Source organism: Muricoccus roseus (assembly GCF_900141905.1).
In the GTDB taxonomy this organism is placed as follows: Bacteria; Pseudomonadota; Alphaproteobacteria; order Acetobacterales; family Acetobacteraceae; genus Roseomonas; species Roseomonas rosea.
Genome location: NZ_FQZF01000005.1, coordinates 158,676 through 178,567 on the forward strand (window position 1 = coordinate 158,676; position 19,892 = coordinate 178,567).

The 19,892-nt window shown below is 71.3% G+C and carries 17 protein-coding genes; 6 read left to right on the plus strand and 11 right to left on the minus strand.

Going from position 1 to position 19,892, the window contains the following annotated elements:
* Nucleotides 1-123: 123 nt before the first annotated feature.
* Complete coding sequence (gene uraH / locus BUB97_RS05780; RefSeq protein ID WP_073132535.1) at nt 124-471, minus strand: hydroxyisourate hydrolase; 348 nt, start codon at nt 469-471, stop codon at nt 124-126.
* Nucleotides 468-1,907, minus strand: coding sequence for a SidA/IucD/PvdA family monooxygenase (locus tag BUB97_RS05785; RefSeq protein WP_073132537.1), 1,440 nt, complete (start codon nt 1,905-1,907; stop codon nt 468-470). Before BUB97_RS05785 ends, uraH begins: the two co-directional genes overlap by 4 nt.
* 171 nt (nt 1,908-2,078) lie before the next feature.
* Here BUB97_RS05785 and BUB97_RS05790 point away from each other — a divergent pair, with 171 nt between their 5' ends.
* Nucleotides 2,079-3,347: a M20 family metallo-hydrolase gene (locus BUB97_RS05790; RefSeq protein WP_073132539.1), complete on the plus strand. Its 1,269-nt coding sequence runs from the start codon at nt 2,079-2,081 to the stop codon at nt 3,345-3,347.
* A gap of 272 nt (nt 3,348-3,619) precedes the next feature.
* Here the strand turns inward: BUB97_RS05790 and BUB97_RS05795 are convergent, their stop codons facing one another.
* Complete coding sequence (locus BUB97_RS05795; RefSeq protein ID WP_073132541.1) at nt 3,620-4,150, minus strand: gamma carbonic anhydrase family protein; 531 nt, start codon at nt 4,148-4,150, stop codon at nt 3,620-3,622.
* A gap of 43 nt (nt 4,151-4,193) precedes the next feature.
* Between BUB97_RS05795 and BUB97_RS05800 the strand changes: the two genes are divergently transcribed.
* A complete protein-coding gene (locus tag BUB97_RS05800; protein WP_245818202.1) occupies nt 4,194-5,228 on the plus strand; it encodes an NAD(P)-dependent oxidoreductase in 1,035 nt (344 codons plus the stop codon).
* Between the two features lie 86 nt (nt 5,229-5,314).
* Here the strand turns inward: BUB97_RS05800 and infC are convergent, their stop codons facing one another.
* The 3 genes from infC to BUB97_RS05815 all read right to left on the minus strand — a co-directional run bounded on the left by infC (nt 5,315) and on the right by BUB97_RS05815 (nt 9,442).
* A complete protein-coding gene (infC, locus tag BUB97_RS05805) occupies nt 5,315-5,839 on the minus strand; it encodes a translation initiation factor IF-3 (RefSeq protein ID WP_073132543.1) in 525 nt (174 codons plus the stop codon).
* Between the two features lie 143 nt (nt 5,840-5,982).
* A complete protein-coding gene (gene thrS / locus BUB97_RS05810; protein WP_073132545.1) occupies nt 5,983-7,944 on the minus strand; it encodes a threonine--tRNA ligase in 1,962 nt (653 codons plus the stop codon).
* Between the two features lie 160 nt (nt 7,945-8,104).
* Nucleotides 8,105-9,442, minus strand: coding sequence for a DUF2254 domain-containing protein (locus BUB97_RS05815; protein ID WP_073132547.1), 1,338 nt, complete (start codon nt 9,440-9,442; stop codon nt 8,105-8,107).
* 169 nt (nt 9,443-9,611) lie between these two features.
* Between BUB97_RS05815 and BUB97_RS05820 the strand changes: the two genes are divergently transcribed.
* Nucleotides 9,612-10,106: a DUF421 domain-containing protein gene (locus BUB97_RS05820; protein ID WP_073132549.1), complete on the plus strand. Its 495-nt coding sequence runs from the start codon at nt 9,612-9,614 to the stop codon at nt 10,104-10,106.
* Nucleotides 10,107-10,262: 156 nt separating this feature from the next.
* On the opposite strand, the gene purU is transcribed toward BUB97_RS05820, so the two are convergent.
* From purU to BUB97_RS05835, 3 genes are all read right to left on the minus strand, one after another.
* Nucleotides 10,263-11,126 (minus strand): formyltetrahydrofolate deformylase, encoded by an 864-nt coding sequence (purU, locus tag BUB97_RS05825; RefSeq protein ID WP_073132551.1) that lies wholly within the window; start codon nt 11,124-11,126, stop codon nt 10,263-10,265.
* A 127-nt stretch (nt 11,127-11,253) separates the two neighbouring features.
* Nucleotides 11,254-11,688 carry a CBS domain-containing protein gene (locus BUB97_RS05830; protein ID WP_073132553.1) on the minus strand — a complete coding sequence of 145 codons (435 nt, stop codon included), beginning with the start codon at nt 11,686-11,688 and terminating at the stop codon, nt 11,254-11,256.
* Nucleotides 11,689-11,820: 132 nt separating this feature from the next.
* Nucleotides 11,821-13,602 carry a glucan ABC transporter ATP-binding protein/ permease gene (locus BUB97_RS05835; RefSeq protein WP_073132555.1) on the minus strand — a complete coding sequence of 594 codons (1,782 nt, stop codon included), beginning with the start codon at nt 13,600-13,602 and terminating at the stop codon, nt 11,821-11,823.
* A 194-nt stretch (nt 13,603-13,796) separates the two neighbouring features.
* On the opposite strand from BUB97_RS05835, the gene BUB97_RS05840 reads away from it, so the two are divergent.
* A complete protein-coding gene (locus BUB97_RS05840; RefSeq protein ID WP_073132664.1) occupies nt 13,797-14,801 on the plus strand; it encodes a Bug family tripartite tricarboxylate transporter substrate binding protein in 1,005 nt (334 codons plus the stop codon).
* A 5-nt stretch (nt 14,802-14,806) separates the two neighbouring features.
* Nucleotides 14,807-15,805, plus strand: coding sequence for a Bug family tripartite tricarboxylate transporter substrate binding protein (locus tag BUB97_RS05845; protein ID WP_073132556.1), 999 nt, complete (start codon nt 14,807-14,809; stop codon nt 15,803-15,805).
* 248 nt (nt 15,806-16,053) lie between these two features.
* Here BUB97_RS05845 and BUB97_RS05850 read toward each other — a convergent pair whose 3' ends face one another.
* Entirely contained in the window at nt 16,054-16,719 is a 666-nt protein-coding gene (locus BUB97_RS05850) for a glutathione S-transferase (protein WP_073132557.1), read from the minus strand.
* A gap of 230 nt (nt 16,720-16,949) precedes the next feature.
* Here BUB97_RS05850 and BUB97_RS05855 point away from each other — a divergent pair, with 230 nt between their 5' ends.
* Entirely contained in the window at nt 16,950-18,179 is a 1,230-nt protein-coding gene (locus BUB97_RS05855; protein ID WP_073132559.1) for a polyhydroxyalkanoate depolymerase, read from the plus strand.
* Between the two features lie 67 nt (nt 18,180-18,246).
* Here the strand turns inward: BUB97_RS05855 and BUB97_RS05860 are convergent, their stop codons facing one another.
* On the minus strand, nt 18,247-19,872 hold the full coding sequence (locus BUB97_RS05860; RefSeq protein ID WP_073132561.1) for an FAD-dependent oxidoreductase: 1,626 nt from the start codon (nt 19,870-19,872) through the stop codon (nt 18,247-18,249).
* Nucleotides 19,873-19,892: the final 20 nt, after the last annotated feature.

Consider the following 19,892-nt stretch of genomic DNA (forward strand, 5'->3'; position numbering starts at 1 on the left):
CGAGGCGACTGAAAGGGCGGGATCAGGGGCAGAGACCCCTTCGATCAGGGTATCCACGGCAGTCCGATGGGGTTCCAAGGGCCTCAGGCCCTTGGCGGGCGGAGGGCGGAGCCCTCCGGCGGGTCAGCTTCCGCGATAGGTGGAGTAGGACCAGGGCGAGCAGAGGAGCGGCACGTGGTAGTGGCCGGCCTCAGCCTTCAGCCCGACGTTGAGGGTGACAGTGCCGAGATAGCCCGGGTCTTCGCCGCGGGCGGCGAAGTAGGCGCCGACGTCGAAGCGGAGCTCGTAGCGGCCGGGGCGGAAGGATTCGGGGGTCAGGAGGGGGGCGTCGGTGCGGCCGTCGGCGTTGGTGACGGTGCGTGCGAGGAGCGCGGGTTCGGGCTCCATGCGCCAGAGTTCCAGCGCCATGCCGGCGGCGGGGATGCCGTTGGCGGTGTCGAGCACATGGGTGGAGAGGGCGGAGGGCTTCATTCGGCGGCCTCCGCCAGGATTTCGCCGGGGATGTCGCTGGTCAGCTCGTGCTCGGCATAGGTGAGCAGGCTGTTGAGGTGGTGCTGGGCGTCCTCGAGCCAGAAGCGGCGGCAGAGGCCGTCCACGAGGCGGAGGGTGCCGTATTTCATGCCGCTGATGGTGGCGCCGGAGAGGCCCATGGAGGCGGTGGAGCCGTAGTTGATCATGTGGATGTGCGCGAGGAAGGGCGCGGCGCCCGGGAGCTTCTCGCGCAGGGAGAAGTCGTCGCGGAGATAGGGGCAGGCGCCGAGCTGGGGGGATTCCTGGCCGGGCGGCGGGGTGAAGGCGTCGCGCCAGAGGAGGATGCGGTCGGCGAAGGGGGCGAGCTCGGGGCGGAGGGCGAGGTCGAAGCTGGTGCCGGTGCCGATGATGACGTGGTCGGCGCGGTGCTCGCCGCGCGGGGTGGTGACGACGACCTCGCCGCCTTCCTCCCGCGCCGCGAGGACGGGGCTGCCCATGTGGATCTCGAAGCGCGGGTCGGCGGCGACGCGGTTCCAGGACTCCTGGGGCGGCGGTTGGTTGAGGGCGAAGATGTGCTGCATGAAGCGCCAGCGCAGCGCGTCCGGCATGGCGTAGAGCTGGCCGAGGAAGCCGGACTGCTCCATCCAGCGGAAGGGGTTCACGCGCGGCATCCGGGCGCGGCGGACGAGCATGATGCCCCGGGCGGCGCCGGTTTCGAGAGCGGTGGCGAGGTTGTCGAAGGCGGAGGCGCCGGCGCCGATGATGAGGACGCGCTGGCCTTCGAGGGCCGCGAAATCCACGGGGCCGGAGGTGTGGGAGACGCGGTGGGCGGGCAGTTCGTCGAAGGGCGCGGGGATGGACCAGCCGCCCATGCCGTCCATGCCGGTGGCGAGCACGAGCTTGCGGGCGCGGATGACCACCTCCCCTTCCGCCGTGCCGAAGGTGAGGTGCAGGGGCTCGTTGGCCGCGGTTTCGCCGATGCGGAGCAGGCGGTGGCCATGGGTGACGGGGAGGTCGAGGGTCGCCTCCAGCCAGTCGAGATAAGCCTGCCAGTCCACGCGGCCGATCTTGCCCAGCGCCTCCCAGGCCGCGGCGCCGTCGCGCGCCGTGAAGAAGGCGCGGGGCGTGAGGGCGGGGATGCCAAGATCGGGGCCGGTGACGTGCTTGGGGGTGCGGAGGGTCCGCATGCGGGCGAAGGTGGTCCATACTCCGGTGCGGCCGCGCGGGGCGGCGTCGAAGACGCGGACGCGCTGCACGCGTTCGCGCAGCAGGCCGAAGGCGGTGACGAGGCCGGTCTGGCCCGCGCCGATGATGGCGACGTCCAGCACGCCCTCCCCATGCGGGGGAACCCAGGGGTTGCGGGGGTAGTCGAGCAGGGCAAGCTGGCGCCGGGCCTCCTCGGCCAGGTCGGTCAGGGCTTGGGTGGCGTCCGGCATGGCGGGTTCCGGTGGTGTTGGGGTGGGCGGGGGATGGTTCGCCCCCCCCTGCCCTTCTCCCCGCGTAGCATGGGGCGTGCCGGGCGCTTTGCGTGAAATCAAGCGGCGCGGGTTGATCTCGGCGGTGCCGCCACCGCAAATGAGCCGAGGCCCAGCCCCGGAAGGACAGAGATGAGCAGCAGCACCGCCCCGAACCTGATCGCGGCCGTGGACGAGGCCCGGCAATGGGACCGGCTGATGCAGATGGCGCGGCTGGGCGCCATCACCGGGGCCGACGGGGAGCCCGGGGTGAACCGCGCCTGCCTGACGCCGCTGGACCGGGAGGCGCGGCGCCTGCTGATTTCCTGGGCGCAGGGGCTGGGGCTGACGGTGACGCTGGACGAGATCGGGAACCTGTTCCTGCGGCATGAGGGCAGCGAGGCGGATGCGGCGCCGGTGCTGACCGGCAGCCATATGGACACCCAGCCGAATGGCGGGCGGTTCGACGGGATCTGGGGCGTGATCGCGGCGCTGGAGGCGGTGCAGGCCATCCGCGAGGCGGGGGTGGCGACGCGGCGCCCGATCGAGGTGGTGGCCTGGACGAATGAGGAGGGCGGGCGCTTCGCGCCGGGCTGCATGGGCAGCATGGCCTATGCGCATTTCAAGCCCTCCAACAGCTGGGACGCGGTGGCGGACCCGGCGGGGGTGACCTTCCGGCAGGCGCTGGACGAACACCTGAAGGCCGAGGCGGACCTCAAGCGCCGGCCGCTGGGCGGCAAGCCCTTCGCCTATCTGGAGGCCCATATCGAGCAGGGGCCGCGGCTGGAGACGGAGGGGAAGGATATCGGCGTGGTGACCGGCATCCAGGGGAGCCGGTGGTTCATCGTGGAGCTGCGGGGGGAGACGGCCCATGCGGGCACGGCGCCGCTCTCGCTGCGCAAGGATGCGGTGCAGGACATGATCCGCGCCATCACGGCGCTGAACGCGCTGATGACGGACCCGACCGACGTGCTGCGCTTCACCGTGGGGCAGATCGAGGTGCTGCCGAACACCTCGAACACGGTGGCGGATACCGTGCGCTTCACCATCGACTTCCGGCACCCGGACAAGGACATGCTGATCGCCAATGGCGACGCGATCGAGCCGACCATCCGCAGCGCGATCAAGAATTGCGAGGTGACGGTGACGGAGCGCTTCCACGCGCTGCCGGTGGAGTTCGACGCGCTGGTGACGGATGCGGTGGAGGATGCGGCGACGGCGCAGGGGCTTTCGAGCATCCGCATGCCGAGCGGGGCCTTCCACGACGCGCAGTTCATGGTGCCGCTCTGCCCGAGCGGGATGATCTTCGTGCCCTGCCGCAAGGGGGTGAGCCACAACCCCGCCGAATACTCCACGCCGGGACAGCTTGCCGCGGGGGCGCGGGTGCTGGCGGCGGCGCTGGTGGAGCTGGCGAACCGGTAGGGCGGTTCGGGGTGGCCCCCGGGAGGGAGAAGGAATTCTCCCTCCCGGACCCTCCCTCTTCTTCTTTTGGAAGACTGCCGTGGAATGCGGGGCTGGCGGTGCGCCTGAGGTCGATGACCTCAGGCGACTGAAGCGGCAGCAAGCGCGGCCTGAGTAAAATGCCTGCGGCGCAACAGGCGGCATCGCATCCCCGGCAGGCTTGACGCGGGGTCCGGGGTGGCCGCTGCCACCCCGGCGGAGGGTCCGGGAGGCGGCGCCTCCCCGGGGGCCCCCTAATCGATCCGCCGCAGGCCGGCGGCGAAGCGGCGCCAGTTGGCGACGTAATGGGCGGCGGAGCGGCGGAGGTTTTCCACGATCGAGGGGTCCAGCGTGCGGGCCACGCGGGCCGGGGCGCCGACGATGAGGGAGAAGTCGGGGAATTCCTTGCCTTCGGTGACCAGGGCGTTGGCGCCGACGATGCAGTGGGAGCCGATGCGGGCCTTGTTCAGCACGGTGGCACCCATGCCGATGAGGGAGGTGTCGCCGACGGTGCAGCCGTGGAGGATGGCGTGGTGGCCGACGGTGACGTCGGCGCCGATGGTGAGCGGCGCGCCGGGGTCGGCGTGGAGCATGGCGCCTTCCTGGATGTTGGTGCGGGCGCCGATGCGGATGGGCGTGCCGTCGCCGCGGGCCACGGCGCCGAACCAGAAGCCGACATCCTCGCCCAGGGTGACGTCGCCGATGACATGGGCGTCGGGCGCGACCCAGTAGCGGCCTGGGGCTGGCAGGGTGGGTGTGGCGTCGTCGAGCGCATAGACCGGCATGGGTTCTCCTGCCTTTCGGTTCCTGGACGGGAACCGGGATAGCATGGCGGGGCGGGCCTGGCAGGCCGGGGAGCGGCGCATGCGGATCTTCCTCACCCATACCCCGGAGGCGCGGGCGAACTACTACCCCGATGCGGCGCTTGAGGCGCTGCGGGGGCATGGGACGGTGCTGCTGAACCCGGAGGGCTCGCCCCTGCCCGCCGCGCGGCTGGCCGAGATGGCGCGAGGCTGCGAGGTGATCGTGGCGGACCGGATGGCGGCCGGGGATGCCGGGCTGTTCGGGATGCTGCCGGACTGCGTGGCCTTCCTGCGGGTGGCGGTGGACATCCGCAACATCGACGTGGCGGCGGCGAGCCGGCACGGGGTGCTGGTGGGGCGTGCGACGCCGGGCTTCGTGGATTCCGTGGCGGAGCTGGCGGTGGGAATGATGGTGGAGCTGGCGCGGGGGCTGGGCGCGGCCAGCGCGGCCTATCGCGCGGGCGAGGCGCCGCCGGTGCGCCCGGGGCGGCAGCTGGCCGGGGCGGCGCTGGGGATCATCGGCTATGGCGCGATCGGGCGGCGGGTGGCGGCGCTGGGGCTGGCGCTGGGCATGCGGGTGCTGGTGACCGATCCGGGGCAGCGGGTGGAGGCGGAGGGGGTGGAGCAGCTCGGCTTCCGGGCGCTGCTGGGGGCGGCGGATTTCGTCATCTGCCTGGCGCCGGCGACGCCGGAGACGGAGGGGCTGATGGATGCGGCGGCCTTCGGCGCGATGCGGCCGGGGAGCTTCTTCCTCAACCTCGCCCGGGGGGAGCTGGTGGACGAGGCGGCGCTGGAGCGGGCGCTGGAGAGCGGGCACCTGGCCGGGGCGGCCATGGATGTGGGGCGGGCGCCGGACCAGATGCCCTCCCCCTTCCTCGCCCGGCGGGCGGATGTGGTGGCGACGCCGCATGTCGGTGGGCTGACGCCGGAGGCGGTGGCGCACCAGGCTTTCGACACGGTGCGGCAGGTGGCCGCGCTGGCGGCGGGGCAGGTGCCGCCCGGGGCGGTGAATGCGGCGGAGGCGACGCGGCTGGGCCGGCTGGGGATTCGGGTGGGGTAGCGGGGAGCGGGCACGAAAAAGCCGGCGGCCTCCCCCCGGTCGCGTTGGGGGAGGCCGCCGGCTTTTCGGGCCGAAAGGGCGGGCGCCTACTTGGGCGCCAGCACCATGATCATCTGCCGGTTTTCCAGGCGGGGCATGGATTCGACCTTCACGGTCTCGGCCATTTCGTTCCGGATCCGCTCCAGCACCTTCGCGCCGAGGTCCTGGTGGGCCATTTCACGGCCACGGAAGCGCAGGGTGACCTTCACCTTGTCGCCTTCCTCGATGAAGCCCTTCATCTGCCTCATCTTCACTTCGTAGTCGTGGTCGTCGATATTCGGACGAACCTTGATTTCCTTGATCTCGACGACCTTCTGGCGCTTGCGCGCCTCGTTGGCCTTCTTTTGCTGCTCGTACTTGAACTTGCCGAAGTCGGTGATCTTGCACACCGGAGGCTCGGCGTTCGGGCTGATCTCCAGCAGGTCCATGCCGACTTCATAGGCGCGCGCGAGGGCGTCGCGCGCGCTCATCACGCCGATCATCTCCCCTTCCTGGTCGATCAATCGGACCTGGGGCGCGCGGATCTCCTCGTTTACCCGCGGTCCGTCGCGGGTCGGGAGGGTGTTGGGCATTGGGCCTCGGGCCAGGGTAGTCTCCTGTCGTGGTGGTCGTAGCGGATTTATGGTGCGCGATGGTCGCGTCTGCAACCGCCGCGCTCAAAGGTCAAGCCGGTTTCCGGGGCTGAGTGGCCGGGCGGCGGCGCGGAGCGGGGGTGTCAGGCCCCGACATCGGTGGTGGCGAAGCTGCCCTGCTGGTCCGGGGGCGCGGCCTCGGCCACCAGCCGGGCGATGGCCTCGGCGAGCGGCAGGGTCTCCTGCTCCCGCCCGGGGAGGCGGCGGAGGACGATGTTGCGCTCCTCGGCCTCCCGCCGGCCGACCACGGCCAGGATGGGGACGCGGGCCTCGATATGCTCGGCCACCTTGCGGTTGATCTTCTCGTTCCGGATGTCGGTCGAGACCGCGAGGCCGGCGGCGCGCATGGTCTCGGCCACCTCCTCGGCGAAGGGGGCGGCGTCATCGACGATGGAGGCGACCACCACCTGGGTGGGGGCGAGCCAGAGCGGGAAGCGGCCGGCATGTTCCTCGATGAGGATGCCGAGGAAGCGCTCGAAGCTGCCGAGGATGGCGCGGTGGAGCATGACGGGGCGGTGCTTGGCGCCGTCCTCGCCCACATATTCAGCGTCCAGGCGCTCCGGCAGGACGAAGTCCACCTGGAGGGTGCCGCACTGCCAGTCGCGGCCGATGGCGTCGCGCAGGACGAATTCGAGCTTGGGGCCGTAGAAGGCGCCCTCCCCCGGGTTCAGCTCGTATTCGACGCCGGCGGTGGCGCAGGCCTCGCGCAGGGCGCCCTCGGCGCGGTCCCAGGTCTCGTCCGTGCCGGCGCGGGTGGCCGGGCGGTCGGAGAACTTCACGCGGAAGGACTGGAAGCCGAAGTCGCGGTAGATGGAGGAGAGCAGGGCGACGAAGCGGACGGTTTCGGCCGCGATCTGGTCCTCGGTGCAGAAGATGTGGGCGTCGTCCTGCGTGAAGGCGCGGACGCGCATGATGCCGTGGAGGGCGCCCGAGGGCTCGTAGCGGTGGCAGGCGCCGAACTCGGCCATGCGGAGCGGGAGCTGGCGGTAGCTGCGGATGCCCTGGTTGAAGATCTGGACATGGCAGGGGCAGTTCATGGGCTTCAGGGCCAGGACGCGATCCTTCTCGGACTCGTCCTCCACCGTCGCGATGAACATGCTCTCGCGGAACTTCTCCCAGTGGCCGGAGGCTTCCCAGAGCTTGCGGTCCAGCAGCTGGGGGGTCTTCACCTCGTCATAGCCCGAGGCGTCCAGCCGGCGGCGCATGTAGCTTTCCACCGTGCGGTAGAGGCGCCAGCCCTTGGGGTGCCAGAAGATGGAGCCCGTGGCCTCTTCCTGCAGGTGGAAGAGGTCCATCTCGCGGCCGATCTTGCGGTGGTCGCGCTTCTCGGCCTCCTCCAGCTGGTGGAGATGGGCGTCCAGTTCCTTCTGGTCGCGCCAGGCGGTGGCGTAGATGCGCGACAGGACGGGGTTGCGGTGGTCCCCGCGCCAATAGGCGCCGGCCACCTTCTGCAGCTTGAAGGCGCCGCCGATGTCGCCCGTGGAGCGCATATGGGGGCCGCGGCAGAGGTCCAGCCACTCGCCCTGGCGATAGATGCTGATCGTCTCGCTCTCGGGCAGGTCCCGGATGAGCTCGGCCTTGAAGCGCTCGCCCTTGTCCTCGAAGAAGGCGATGGCCTGCTCGCGCGGCCACTCCTCCCGCTCGAAGGGGGCGTTGCGGGCGATGATCTCCCGCATCTTCGCCTCGATGGCCGGGAAGTCCTCGGGCGTGAAGGGCTGGTTGCGGGCGAAGTCGTAGTAGAAGCCGTTCTCGATGGCCGGGCCGATGGTGACCTGCGTGCCGGGGAAGAGTTCCTGCACCGCCTCGGCCAGCACATGGGCGGCGTCGTGGCGGATCATGCCCAGCGCCTCGGGGTCCCGGCGCGTGATGAAGCGGAGGCGCGCGTCGGACTCGATGGGGACGGAAAGGTCGCGCAGGACGCCGTCCACCTCCATGGCCAGCGCCGCCTTGGCGAGGCCGGGCCCGATGGACGCGGCCACGGTAGTGCCCGTGACAGGCCCGTCGAAGGATCGGACGGAACCGTCGGGCAGCGTGATCGCGGGCATGGGGGCGGGCTTGGCCTTACTCGGAGAAAAAAGAGGGGCCGGAGAGGTGGCACCCCCCTTCCCTGAGGTCAAGCGCAGGGCGGGCGGGGCTGGCGTGCTCGGGGAGTTTGGCCCGGGCGGGCGAAAAGGGGGCACGCCTGGGCTTGGCCGGGCGCGCCGGTCAGGCGCCCCGCGGCAGGGCGGCATGGCGCGCCTCGAGATCGGACACCGCGGCCTGCTCCTGCAGCGTCTGGCGCCCAAGGGCGAGGGCGAGCTCGGCATGGCGCCGCAGCGCGGCGCGGCGCGCCGGCGCCTGCTCCACCGCGAGGACGGCGCCGAGCATTTCCATCAGCCGCAGGAGGACGGCGGCGGAGCCGGCGCCGTTCTGCCGGAGCATGTGGAGCATCGCGTCGAGCAACCCGTCGTAGTCCACGGCGCGGCGGAACAGGACGGCGCGCCCGGCCCGGAACACGGCCCGCCCCGGCAGGTGCCGGCCCGCCATTCCGCAGAGCACGTCCCCGAAGCGGTCGAGCACGGCGATGGCCGTGAAGGGGTCGTTGATGCCGGGCGAGAGGGCACGGACCGCCACCTCCGCGAGTTGCCGCACGGCGAATTCGAGGTCCTGCGCCGCGGCCCGCCGGTCGCCCAGGCTCATGGCCGCCCGGATCGGCCCGGCGGCCGCCTCGGCCTGCGCGGGGGGCGACACCCTGGCCACGGGCACGCCGGGGAAGACGTAGTCTCCCGGACGCAGGAGGAGATCGAGGGTGGCGCCCCGCTCCGCGGCCCAGTCCGCGAGTTCCTCCTCGTCCAGGGCGCGGAGATAGCCGCCCGCCTCCGCGAGGACGGGGGCGCCCGTCGCGGGCATGGCGAACCTGGCGGGGTCTGGCCCGCCAAGGGGCCCGCCAAGGGGCTGGTCGGGGGGCTGGTCGGGGGGCTGGTCGGGGGGCTGGTCGAGGGTCACGCGGGCGACCGCCTCGCGCAGCTCGGCATGGACGGTGCCGATCACGGTCTCCACATTGATGCCGGAGGCGATGTGGTGGACGAACCAGGTGAGCGTCCCGACACAGAGGAGGGCGAGGAGGAGGGCACCCGTGACGCCCAGATGGGGCACGAAGCTCCCCTCCTCCACCGACCGCACGGTGCGCAGCACGACCAGCGCATAGACGAAGGTGCCGAGGAAGACACCCAGGGCCGCCTGGTTCCCGGCATCCCGGATGAAGTTCCGCAGCAGCCGCGGCCCCATCTGGCCCGAGGCGAGGGAGAGCGCGGCGACCGTGATGGAGAAGGTGGTGCCCGCGACGCCGATGGTGGAGGTGGCGATGGCGCCCAGCAGGGCCCGGGCGCCCGCCTCGCCGCCCGCATAGAGCCAGCCCTTGGGGAGAAGGGCGGCGGCCCAGCCCGACTGCTCGGCCCAGACCGCGCCCTCGCCCAGAAGCACCCCCAGGAGGACGAGGATCGCGGGGCGGAGCCAGAAGGCATCGCCGAGCGCCTCCAGCCGCTCGCGCAGGCCGGTGCTCATGCGGAACCGGGGCGGGCTTCGCGCCGGGCCGTGGCGGGCCTGCGGGCGGGCGGGCGCTCCTCGCCGCTTCTTCTCATGGCTTCTCCCCGCCACCCGGCCGAATGCGCCGCGTCGTCGCAACGGCAAGGCACCCCGAAGGTTGAGGCAGAGCGGGCGGCGGGGAGGCGGCATGTTTTTCGACAGCTGGACGGGGCTGCTGCGGGTCCTCGTGGTCGGCACCCTTGCCTATGCCGCGCTGGTGCTGCTGCTGCGGGTGACGGGGAAGCGCACGCTTTCCAAGATGAACGCCTTCGACCTCGTCGTGACGGTCGCGCTCGGCTCTACCCTCGCGACCGTGCTGCTGAGCAAGGACGTCGCGCTGGCCGAGGGCCTGTTGGCCTTCGCGCTTCTCGTCCTGCTGCAATTCGCCATCACCTGGCTCTCGGTCCGTTCGGACCGGGTGCGGAGGCTGGTCAAGGCGGAGCCGTGCCTCTTGCTGCACGACGGCCGCTTTCTGGACGGGGCGATGCGGCGGGAACGCGTGACCCGGGACGAGGTGCGGGCCGCGGCGCGGGCGCAGGGCATCGCTTCGCTTGACGATGTGGCCGCGGCGGTCCTGGAGACGGACGGGAGCTTCTCCGTGATCCGGCGGGAAGGAAGCGCCTCCTCGCGAATCCTTCCCTGATCCACGCCAGGTCGCGTGGACGGGCAGCCGCCGCTCATTGCGCGCCCGGGCGCGCAATGAGCGCGGAGGCCAGACCGCCGGCGCCGGGCCAGGGGGGCGGGAGGCCCGGAGCCTCCGGCGCCCTGCCGGAAGGGGGCCTCTTCCCCCCGGGGTGGCTCAGTCCCGGAACACCACGGTGCGCGCGCCGTTGAGCAGGATGCGGTCCTCCAGCTGCCACAGCAGGGCGCGGGAGAGGACGCGGCGCTCGATGTCGCGGCCCTGGCGGACGAGGTCGTCCGGCGTGTCGTTGTGGGAGATGCGCTCGACGTCCTGTTCGATGATCGGGCCTTCGTCGAGGTCGGCGGTGACGAAATGGGCGGTGGCGCCGATGAGCTTCACGCCGCGGGCATGGGCCTGGTGGTAGGGGCGCGCGCCCTTGAAGCCGGGCAGGAAGGAGTGGTGGATGTTGATGCAGCGGCCGGCCAGCTTCGCGGCGAGGCCGTCGGACAGGACCTGCATGTAGCGGGCGAGGATGACCAGCTCGGCGCCGGATTCGCGGATGACGCGCCAGACCTCGGCCTCCTGTTCCATCTTCGTGGACTTGGTGACGGGCAGGTGGTGGAAGGGAACGTCCGCGAAGTCGAGGTGCTGGTAGGTTTCGCGCGGGTGGTTGGAGATGACGCCCACGAGCTCCATGGGCAGCTCGCCGAGGCGCCAGCGGTAGAGGATGTCGGCCAGGCAGTGGTCGAACTTCGAGACGAGGACCACGACCTTCCGCTTCTGCGCGCGGTCCCGCAGGGTCCATTGCATCGAGAAGCGTTCGGCGACGGCTTCCAGCCCGGTGCGGAGGGCGGGGACGTCCAGCGCGTTCTCCGGGTGGTCCAGGGTGATGCGGGCGAAGAAGCGGCGGCTCTCGACGTCGTCGTATTGCTGCGCCTCGCGGATATTGCCGCCCTGCTCGAAGATGGTGGTGGCCACGGCGGCCACGATGCCCGGGCGGTTCGGGCAGGACAGGGTGAGGACGTGCTCTGGGCGGGGCATGGCGGACTCGCGGGCTGGCAGGCGCGCCGGCGGTCCGGCGCGTCCCCTGCCCTTGCCACCAAGGCCGCCGGGGGGCCAGCCCCCCCGGCGCGGCGGCCTCTGCCCAGGTCCGTCCCCAGCCTCCTGGTCAGCCGGCGGCGGTCACATAGTCCCGGAGGGCGGCGACCTCGCCGACCGCGGCCTCGATCCGGGCCTTCACCAGGTCTCCGATGGAGACGATGCCCAGCACCCGGCCGTCCACCAGCACCGGCAGGTGGCGGACGCGGCGGTCGGTCATCATCTCCAGCGCCCGCTCGATCGGGGTTTCGGGGGTGACGGTGTAGAGGACGCGGGTCATGGCCTCGGCGGCGGTCATGGCGCCGGCCTGGCCGTCCTGCTCGGCGAAGACTCGGACGATGTCGCGCTCGGAGAGGATGCCGTCCGGCTCGCCCTCCCCCTCCCGCACGAGCACGGCGCCGATGCGGTGGCGGACCAGCAGGCGGGCGGCCTCGGCGAGGGTGGCGCGGGGGGAGAGGCTGACCACCTCGGCGCCCTTGTTCCGCAGGATCGAAGCAACGGTCACGGCATCCTCCTCAGGCGTCTCGTTGCGGCCATGGTGCCAGCCGGGCGGGGGGCGGCCGCAAGCGTAAAGCGTGGGACTCACCGGCGCGTGACAGGGGGGCGCGTGACAGGGGGGCGCGTGACAGGGGGTGGCTCAGGCCGCCACCGGGTTGGCCTTCTTCGCCTCGGCGCCGGAGAGCTGGGTGCGGACGAGTTCGGCGAAGCGCTCGCCGAGTTCGACCAACTCCTCGAACGTGCCGCGCTCGACGATGCGGCCCTGGTCGAAGACGAGGATCTCGTCGGCGTCGCGGATGGTGGAGAGGCGGTGGGCGATGATGAAGGTGGTGCGGCCCTCCATCAGCACCTTCAGGGCCTTCTGGACGCGGGCCTCGGTGGCGGCGTCGAGGGCGCTGGTCGCCTCGTCCAGGATGAGGATGGGCGGGTCCTTCAGCAGGGCGCGGGCGATGGAGAGGCGCTGCTTCTGCCCGCCGGAGAGCTGGGCGCCGCGCTCGCCCACGCGGGTGTCGTAGCCCTGGGGCTGGCGGGTGATGAAGTCATGCGCCTCGGCCATGCGGCAGGCCTGCTCGATCTGCTCCTGGGTGGCGTCGGGGCGGCCGATGAGGAGGTTCTCGCGGATGGTGCGGTTGAACAGCATCGCGTCCTGGAAGACGACGCCGACGTTGCGGCGCAGGCTTTCGAGGGAGATGTCGCGCAGGTCGTGGCCGTCGATGGTGACCTGGCCCTCGATGGGATCCCAGAGGCGCTGGAGGAGGGACATGGCGGTGGACTTGCCGGCGCCGGTCTGCCCGACCAGGGCGACGGTCTTGCCGGGCGGGGCGGTGAAGGAGACGTCGTTCAAGATGCGGCCGCCGCCGGGATAGCCGAAGGCGACATGGTCGAACACGACCTCGCCGCGGACGCGGGGGAGGTCGATGGCGTCGAATTTCTCGGGGACGCTGCTGCGGGCATCGAGCACGGAGAAGACCTCGCGCAGGCCGGGGACCTGCATCAGGAGGCGGGAGACGAAGCCGACCGCGCCTTCGAGCCGGCCGATGAGCATGGTGGCGAAGCCCATGAAGGAGACGATCTCGCCGACGCTCGCCTGGCCGTTCATGTGCAGCCAGGTGCCGAGGATGAAGATGGTGATGACCGAGACGGTGCTGGCGGAGCGGGTGAGCACCGAGACGACGGCCCACCAGTTCAGCACGGGGAACTGGTGGTCCAGCACCTGGCGCATGATGTCTCCGAACAGCTTCGCCTCGGCCGACATGCGGGTGAAGGACTGGACGACGACGACGTTGGAGAGGGCGTCCTGGGCGTTGCCGGCGAGCTGGGACTGGAAGTCCTCCACCTTTTCCTGGGCTTCCTGGGTGCGGCTGACGACGAAGGCCGCGACGACGATGAAGACCAGCACCAGCACCAGCAGGATGATGGCCAGCCGCCAGTTCATGAAGAAGGTGAGCGGGAGCAGCACGAAGCCGGTGATGAAGGTGGTCAGGTGTTCCCGGAAGAAGGAGAGCCAGATGGCGAAGAGGTGGTCGGTGCCGACGAGCATGATCTTCATCAGCCGCCCCGAGGCCGTGTCCCCGTGGAAGGAGAGCGGCATGGCGAGGACGTGCTGGAAGTAGCGGTGCATGACCGCCAGGCGGTTGCGGTGCGCCATGCGGTCCGCCAGGAGGCTGACGGCGACGTTGGCGGCGATGCCGGTGAGGCCGACCGCCCCCCAGACGATGAGGAGCGCGACGGCCTGACGCCAGACCTCGTCCTGCGGCAGGCGGTCCGCGCCCGAGAGAACGTCCACCACCCGGCCGAACAGGACAGGCTCGAGGAATTGGAGCCCCGCGAGGGCGAGGGCGGCGAGGGCCAGGCCGATCGCCACCCATTTGTCGGGCGCGAGAAGCCCGAGCACCCGCGCATAGGTCTGAAGAAAGCCCATGCTGATCCCGTCCCCTCCGCAGGCCGCCGAACCCGCCCGAGGGGGCAACGCCGCAGCGCGGGATCGGATGCAGGAGGGAAGGCCAGCTGGGGCCCCCTTGCAAGGGCGGCCTCGGCGCGGCACCTGTTGCGGCAATAGCCGCGACTCCAGGAAGGGGCAGAAGCTCCCGCAGGCGGCGCCACAGGAGGATGTTCATGACCCTTTCCCGCCGCGCGGCCCTGGCCGCACCCGCCCTTGCCCTTCTGCCCGGGCTCGCCCGCGCCCAGGCCGGCGGTGCCGCCGGCTATCCGGCGCGGCCCGTCCGGCTCGTCGTGCCCTTCACCCCGGCGGGCACCACGGATGTGGCGGCGCGGATCATCAGCGAGCGGCTGCAGTCGCGGCTGGGCCAGCCCTTCACGGTGGAGAACCGGCCCGGGGCAGGCGGCAATGTCGGCTCGGACTACGTCGCGAAGGCGGAGGCCGATGGGTACACGCTGCTGATGCAGACCGTTTCCAGCGGGGCGATCAACTACACGCTCTATGAGGGGCGCATCCCCTACAAGCCGGACGACCTCGCGGAGGTGGCGCTGGTGACGCGGGTGCCGAACGTGATTTTCGCCACCCCTTCCCTGCCTGTCCGCACGCTGCGGGAGCTGGTGGCCTATGCGAAGGCCAATCCGGGCAAGCTGAACTTCGGATCCTCGGGCGCCGGCACCTCGCTGCATGTGACGGGGGAGCTGCTGAAGATGGAGGCCGGCGTGCAGATCACGCATGTGCCGTTCCGCGGCGCGGGGCCGATGATGATCGACGTGATGGCGGGGCGGATCGAGATGGGGGTGGACAACCTCCCCTCCGCCATCGGGCATATCCGCGACGGGCGGCTGCGGGCGCTGGCGGTGACGACGAAGACCCGGACCCCGGCGCTGCCGGACGTGCCGACCACCGCTGAGGAGGGCTTCCCCGGCGTGGAGGCCACCGGCTGGTTCGGCATCCAGGCGCCGGCCCGCACGCCCCGGCCGATCATCGAGCGGCTGGGCACCGAGATCGACGCCATCCTCAAGGAGCCCGGGACGAAGGCGAAGATCGCCGACCTGGGCGGGATGATGCCGGAGCTGACCCCGGATGGCGGGACCTCGCCCGCCGCCTTCACCACCTTCGTCCGGGCCGAGATCCGGAAGTGGGGCGACGTGGTCCGCAAGTCCGGCGCAACCGTGGAGTAGTATGAATGACGCCTCGCCCCATCACGCGCCGCGGCGCCCTGCTGGCCCTTCCCGCGCTGGCCACCCCCCTGGTGGCCCGCGCCCAGGGCGTCGGCGGGGCGGCCGGCTATCCGTCCCGTTCCATCCGGATGGTGGTTCCCTTCCCGGCCGGTGGCGCGACGGATCTGACGGCGCGGGTGGTGTGCGAGCGCTTGGCGACGCTGCTGGGCCAGCCCGTGGTGATCGACAACCGGCCCGGCGCGGGCGGGAATATCGGCACGGAGATGGTCGCGAAGGCGGATCCGGATGGCTACACGCTGCTGACCTGCACGATCGGCACGGCGAGCATCAACCAGTTCCTCTACACGCGGCTGGCCTATGACCCGGCGAAGGACCTAACCAGCATCGCCCTGGTGAACGAGGTGGCGAACGTGATCGCGGTGGGGGCCAGTTCGCCCTTCCGCACGCTGCAGGACCTGCTGGCCGCGGCCAAGGCGAAGCCGGGGGACCTGAACTACGGCACGCCGGGCAACGGCACCTCCGGGCATCTCTGCGGCGAGTACCTGAAGAGCAAGACGGGGGTGAACCTCACCCATATCCCCTATCGCGGCACCTCGCAGATCGTCCCGGACCTGCTGGGCGGGCGGCTGGACCTCGCGGTGGACAACCTGCCGGGCTACCTGCCGCACATCAGGGAGGGGCGGCTGCGGGCGCTGGCCGTGACCTCGGCCAACCGCTGGTTCTCCCTGCCGGAGGTGCCGACGGTGAAGGAGGCAGGGGTTCCGGAGTTCGAGGCGGTGGCCTGGTTCGGCTTCCAGGCGCCGGCGCGGGTGCCGCGGCCGATCGTGGAGAAGCTTGCGGGGCTGGTGAGGCAGATCGTGGCGGAGCCGGCCGTGACGGAGCGGCTGCGCGAGATCGGCAGCGACCCGAAGCCGCTCGGCCCGGCGGAATTCGACCGGTATATCGGCGCCGAGAACGACAAGTGGCGTGAGGTTGTGAAGGCCGCTGGGGCGAAGCTGGATTAGGTTCTGGGTTGTCGGTTTGTCCCGGGGAGAGGAAGAAGGAATTCTTCCTCTCCCCGGACCCCTTACCTTCTTCTTTTTCTCCGAGTTGGAGTCATCCGGCTGACGGTGCGCCTGAGGTCCATGACCTCAGGCGCCTGCAAGCGCAGGATCAATCCCGTTCAACCCGAGACCCCTTCGATCAGGGTATCCACGGCAGTCCGATGGGGTTCCAGGGGCCTCAGGCCCTTGGCGGGTTGAGGGCGGAGCCCTCAGAACTCCGCCTCCACCTCCAGTTCATGGATGGGCGGTTCCGGTTCTTCCTGGGCGGCGGCGGCCCATTCGGCCATGGGCGCCCATTCCATGATGGTGCGGGCGTAGGCGGTGCAGGCGCGTTCGAGCTTCACGTCATAGGTGAGGAAGCGGCTCACCACGGGGGCGTACATGGCGTCCGCGATGCTCGGGCGTTCCCCGAAGAGCCAGGGGCCGCCCCAGTGGCCGAGGCTGTCCTGCCAGATCTGCAGGACGCGATCGATATCGGCGCGGGGGCCGGACCAGATGCGAAAGCCCGGGCGGCGGGCCCGCAGGTTCATCGGCAGGGAGGCGCGGAGGGCCTGGAAGCCGGAATGCATCTCGCCGGAGATGGAGCGGCAGCGAGCGCGGGCCGTCTTCTCGGCGGGGAGCATGCCGGCCTCGGGGCGGATTTCGTTCAGGTATTCGGCGATGGCGATCGTGTCCCAGACGCGGAGCCCGTCATGCAGGAGGCAGGGGATGCGGATGGAGGAGGCCTGGAGGAGGAGTTCCGCCCGGGCGGCGGGGTCGTCCAGGTCCACCGTTTCCACCGTGAAGTCGATCCCGGCCAGCCGCGCCAGGAGGAAGCCGCGCAGCGACCAGGAGGAGTAGTTCCGGCTGCTGATAAGGAGCCTGGCCTGTTCCATCGCGTGGTTTTTCCTCCTGCTGGCGCCGGCGCTTGCCGGGCGCGCCGTTTGCAGCCATGCCAGAACCGTTCCAGCCCCGCCTTGCGCCAGCGCAAGGCGCGGGGGGCCGGCGCGGGCCTTCGGCGTTGACCCGGCGGGGCGGAGCCACCACCATACGAAACCGTGAGCAAACCCGAGATGCTGCCCAGCCGTTCAAGGACCATGCGCCTGACCCCGACGCCCTACATGGCATGATCTACCAGCTCTGGCAGGCGCAGCAGGATTTCCAGTTCCCCATGCGGGCGCTGGCCGAGACCACCGGCCGGATGCTGCGGCAGTGGGAGCCTGTGACGGCGGCCATGCCGCTGGCGGCACCCTTCATCCGGAGTGCCAGCGCGGCCATGGAGCTGATCGCCCATGCGCGCACCACCCATACCCGCCCCGCCTATGCCTTCACCACGGTGCAGGTGGGCAACCGTGAGGTGGAGGTCACGGAGGAGGTGGTGGACGAGACCCCCTTCGGAACGCTGCTGCGCTTCGCGAAGGACACGCCGGTGCAGCAGCCGCGGGTGCTGGTGGTGGCGCCCATGTCCGGCCATTTCTCCACCCTGCTGCGGGGCACGGTGGAGGTGCTGCTGGCGGATCATGATGTCTACATCACGGACTGGGTGAATGCCCGGGACATCCCGCTTTCGGCCGGGACCTTCGGCTTCGACGACTTCACGGACCACATCATCCGCTTCCTGGAGGTGATGGGGCCGGGCAGCCATGTGCTGGCGGTGTGCCAGCCCGCCCCGGCGACGCTGGCGGCGGTGGCGGTGATGGCGGAGGCGCGGAACCGCTGCGTGCCGGCGACCATGACGCTGATGGCGGGGCCGATCGACACCCGGATCAGTCCGACCCAGGTGAATGAGCTGGCAAATTCCAAGCCCATCGGCTGGTTCGAGCGCAACCTGATCGGCACCGTGCCGGCGCGCTATGCGGGGGCCGGGCGGCGGGTCTACCCCGGCGCGATCCAGTTGCAGGCCTTCATGTCCATGAACCTGGACCGGCACATGAAGGCGCACAGGACGCAGTTCGAGAACATCGTCTCCGGCAAGCTGGAGGCGGCGGCCGCGCACCGGCGGTTCTATGACGAGTATTTCGCGGTGATGGACCTGCCGGCGGAATACTACCTCGAGACCGTGCAGCGCGTGTTCCAGGACCACGACCTGCCGCGCGGCGTGCTGATGCACCGGGGCCGCCCGGTACGGCCGGAGGCGATCCGGCGGACAGCGCTGCTGACGGTTGAGGGCGAGCGGGACGATATCTGCGCGATCGGGCAGACCATGGCGGCGCTGGACCTGTGCCCGAACATCCCGCTGGCGATGCGGCACCACCACCTGCAGACCGGGGCCGGGCATTACGGGGTGTTCAGCGGTCGGCGCTGGGCGAATGAGGTGTATCCGAAGGTGCGCGCGATGATCGAGGCGCATTCCTGAGGCTGCGGCCCCGCCGGCCTTCCCGGCGTCTGCCTGCTCAGGGTCGGGCGGGGGGGGTGACGGCGCCTCAGGAAGGGGCCGTGTTGCGCCGGGCGAGGCGCTGGCCGGCGATATAGCCCCAGGTCATGTTCGGGCCGATCGTCGTGCCGGTGCCGACATTGCGCGTGCCGATCGGGTTGGCCATGGCCAGCCCGGCGGCGAAGAGGCCGGGGATGACGCTGCCATCCGGCCGCAGCACCTCGGCATGCTCGTTGGTCCGGGCGCCGCCCTTGGTGCCGAGTATGGAGCGGCTGAAGGGCATGGCCAGGAAGGGCGCTTCCAGGATGGGCCTGATACCCGCCCGCCGCCGCTTGTCCCCGGCCGAGGCGGCGTCGGCCCGTGCCGGCCGGCCGAAATCCTCGTCCCGCCCGGCGGCCGCGAAGGCGTTGAAGCGGGCGACGCTGGCCTCCAGCGCCGCCGCCGGCACGCCGATTTGCCCGGCGAGGGTCGCGAGGTCATCCGCCCGGCGCATCCAGGCCGGATCCGCCCGGCTGGCCCAGCGCACCGGCGGCACGTCCCGGAGCATCCGGGCATCCGTGATGACCCAGGCCGGGAGGTGCACGGGCTCGCCGGTCGCCGGGTCGCGCCGGTCCAGGACCTCGCCGAGGTTGAAGGTCAGCTCGTTGACGAAGCGCGACCCGTGGCGGTCCACCAGCATGGCATGGGGCTCGGTGTGGAAGGGCACGGGCTGGGCGAGCACCCGCCCCTCGTAGCGCACGGGCACGGCGGGGGTGATGGTTGCCTGGTCCATATGGGCCAGCGCCGCGCCGGCGGTGGCCGCCATGCGCTGGCCATCGCCCTCATTCGCGGCGGGGCTGCCGCGCAGGTCGAGCGGCCCGGGGAAGTGGCGCGCCATCCGCGCCGCGTCCCATTCGAAGCCGCCCGTCGCGATCACGACGCCGGCCCGGGCGGACCAGGCTTCCCGCTGGCCCTGGTGCTCCACCACCGCGCCGGTCACGGCGCCCATGCTGTCCTGCGTCAGCTCCAGGGCGCGCGCGTTCAGCAGCAGCTTCACCCCGGCGTCGAGGCAGCCGCGCAGCAGGCCCGTGACCAGCGCCGTCCCCTTGCCGCGCGCGTTGGTCAGCAGCCGCCAGAGGAGCCTTGGCCCGAGCTCCAGGGCGGTGCGGTAGGGCTTGTGGTAGAGGTCCCTCGTCACCGCCTCGTGATAGGTGAAGATCTCGGGGATGGTGGATCGGCGGATGCGGAAGGCGAAGCGCCCCGCGCGCCAGCGGCTGAGCGGCAAGGGCGAGAGCATCCGCCCCCGTGGCTTGGCGCCGGGCAGGTCGCGCAGCGGGTCGGGCTCCGGGGTGAGGGCGAAGCGGAGCGGCGTCTCCTCCTCGACCAAGCGGAGCATTTCCGGCGCGGCGCGGGTGAAGGCGCCCCACAGCGCGTCCTCGGCTGCCGCCCAGCCGGCCGGGGCGGCGGCGCGGATATAGGCCAAGGCCTCCTCCGGGCTGTCCTCGATGCCGGCGGCGGCGGCGTGGTGGTTGGCCGGTACCCAGGTGCCCGCGCCGGACATGGCGGAGGTGCCGCCGAGCCGCCCGGTCTTCTCCAGCACCGTGACGGAGAGGCCGCGCCGGGCGGCCGTGAGCGCCGCGACCAGCCCCGCGGCGCCGGAGCCGAGCACGAGAACATCGGTCGCATGGTCCGTCATGGGGGGCCCGCCTGGGGTGA

What these genes read in the sequence shown, in the direction of transcription:
- BUB97_RS05855 (WP_073132559.1), top strand. Translation starts at nt 16,950, where the DNA reads ATGATCTACCAGCTCTGGCAGGCGCAGCAGGATTTCCAGTTCCCCATG.
- BUB97_RS05790 (WP_073132539.1), top strand. Translation starts at nt 2,079, where the DNA reads ATGAGCAGCAGCACCGCCCCGAACCTGATCGCGGCCGTGGACGAGGCC.
- BUB97_RS05835 (WP_073132555.1), bottom strand. Translation starts at nt 13,602, where the DNA reads ATGGGCTTTCTTCAGACCTATGCGCGGGTGCTCGGGCTTCTCGCGCCC.
- purU (WP_073132551.1), bottom strand. Translation starts at nt 11,126, where the DNA reads ATGCCCCGCCCAGAGCACGTCCTCACCCTGTCCTGCCCGAACCGCCCG.
- BUB97_RS05850 (WP_073132557.1), bottom strand. Translation starts at nt 16,719, where the DNA reads ATGGAACAGGCCAGGCTCCTTATCAGCAGCCGGAACTACTCCTCCTGG.
- BUB97_RS05815 (WP_073132547.1), bottom strand. Translation starts at nt 9,442, where the DNA reads ATGAGCACCGGCCTGCGCGAGCGGCTGGAGGCGCTCGGCGATGCCTTC.
- BUB97_RS05845 (WP_073132556.1), top strand. Translation starts at nt 14,807, where the DNA reads ATGACGCCTCGCCCCATCACGCGCCGCGGCGCCCTGCTGGCCCTTCCC.
- thrS (WP_073132545.1), bottom strand. Translation starts at nt 7,944, where the DNA reads ATGCCCGCGATCACGCTGCCCGACGGTTCCGTCCGATCCTTCGACGGG.
- BUB97_RS05860 (WP_073132561.1), bottom strand. Translation starts at nt 19,872, where the DNA reads ATGACGGACCATGCGACCGATGTTCTCGTGCTCGGCTCCGGCGCCGCG.
- uraH (WP_073132535.1), bottom strand. Translation starts at nt 471, where the DNA reads ATGAAGCCCTCCGCCCTCTCCACCCATGTGCTCGACACCGCCAACGGC.
- BUB97_RS05800 (WP_245818202.1), top strand. Translation starts at nt 4,194, where the DNA reads ATGGCGGGGCGGGCCTGGCAGGCCGGGGAGCGGCGCATGCGGATCTTC.
- BUB97_RS05820 (WP_073132549.1), top strand. Translation starts at nt 9,612, where the DNA reads ATGTTTTTCGACAGCTGGACGGGGCTGCTGCGGGTCCTCGTGGTCGGC.
- BUB97_RS05785 (WP_073132537.1), bottom strand. Translation starts at nt 1,907, where the DNA reads ATGCCGGACGCCACCCAAGCCCTGACCGACCTGGCCGAGGAGGCCCGG.
- BUB97_RS05795 (WP_073132541.1), bottom strand. Translation starts at nt 4,150, where the DNA reads ATGCCGGTCTATGCGCTCGACGACGCCACACCCACCCTGCCAGCCCCA.
- BUB97_RS05840 (WP_073132664.1), top strand. Translation starts at nt 13,797, where the DNA reads ATGACCCTTTCCCGCCGCGCGGCCCTGGCCGCACCCGCCCTTGCCCTT.
- infC (WP_073132543.1), bottom strand. Translation starts at nt 5,839, where the DNA reads ATGCCCAACACCCTCCCGACCCGCGACGGACCGCGGGTAAACGAGGAG.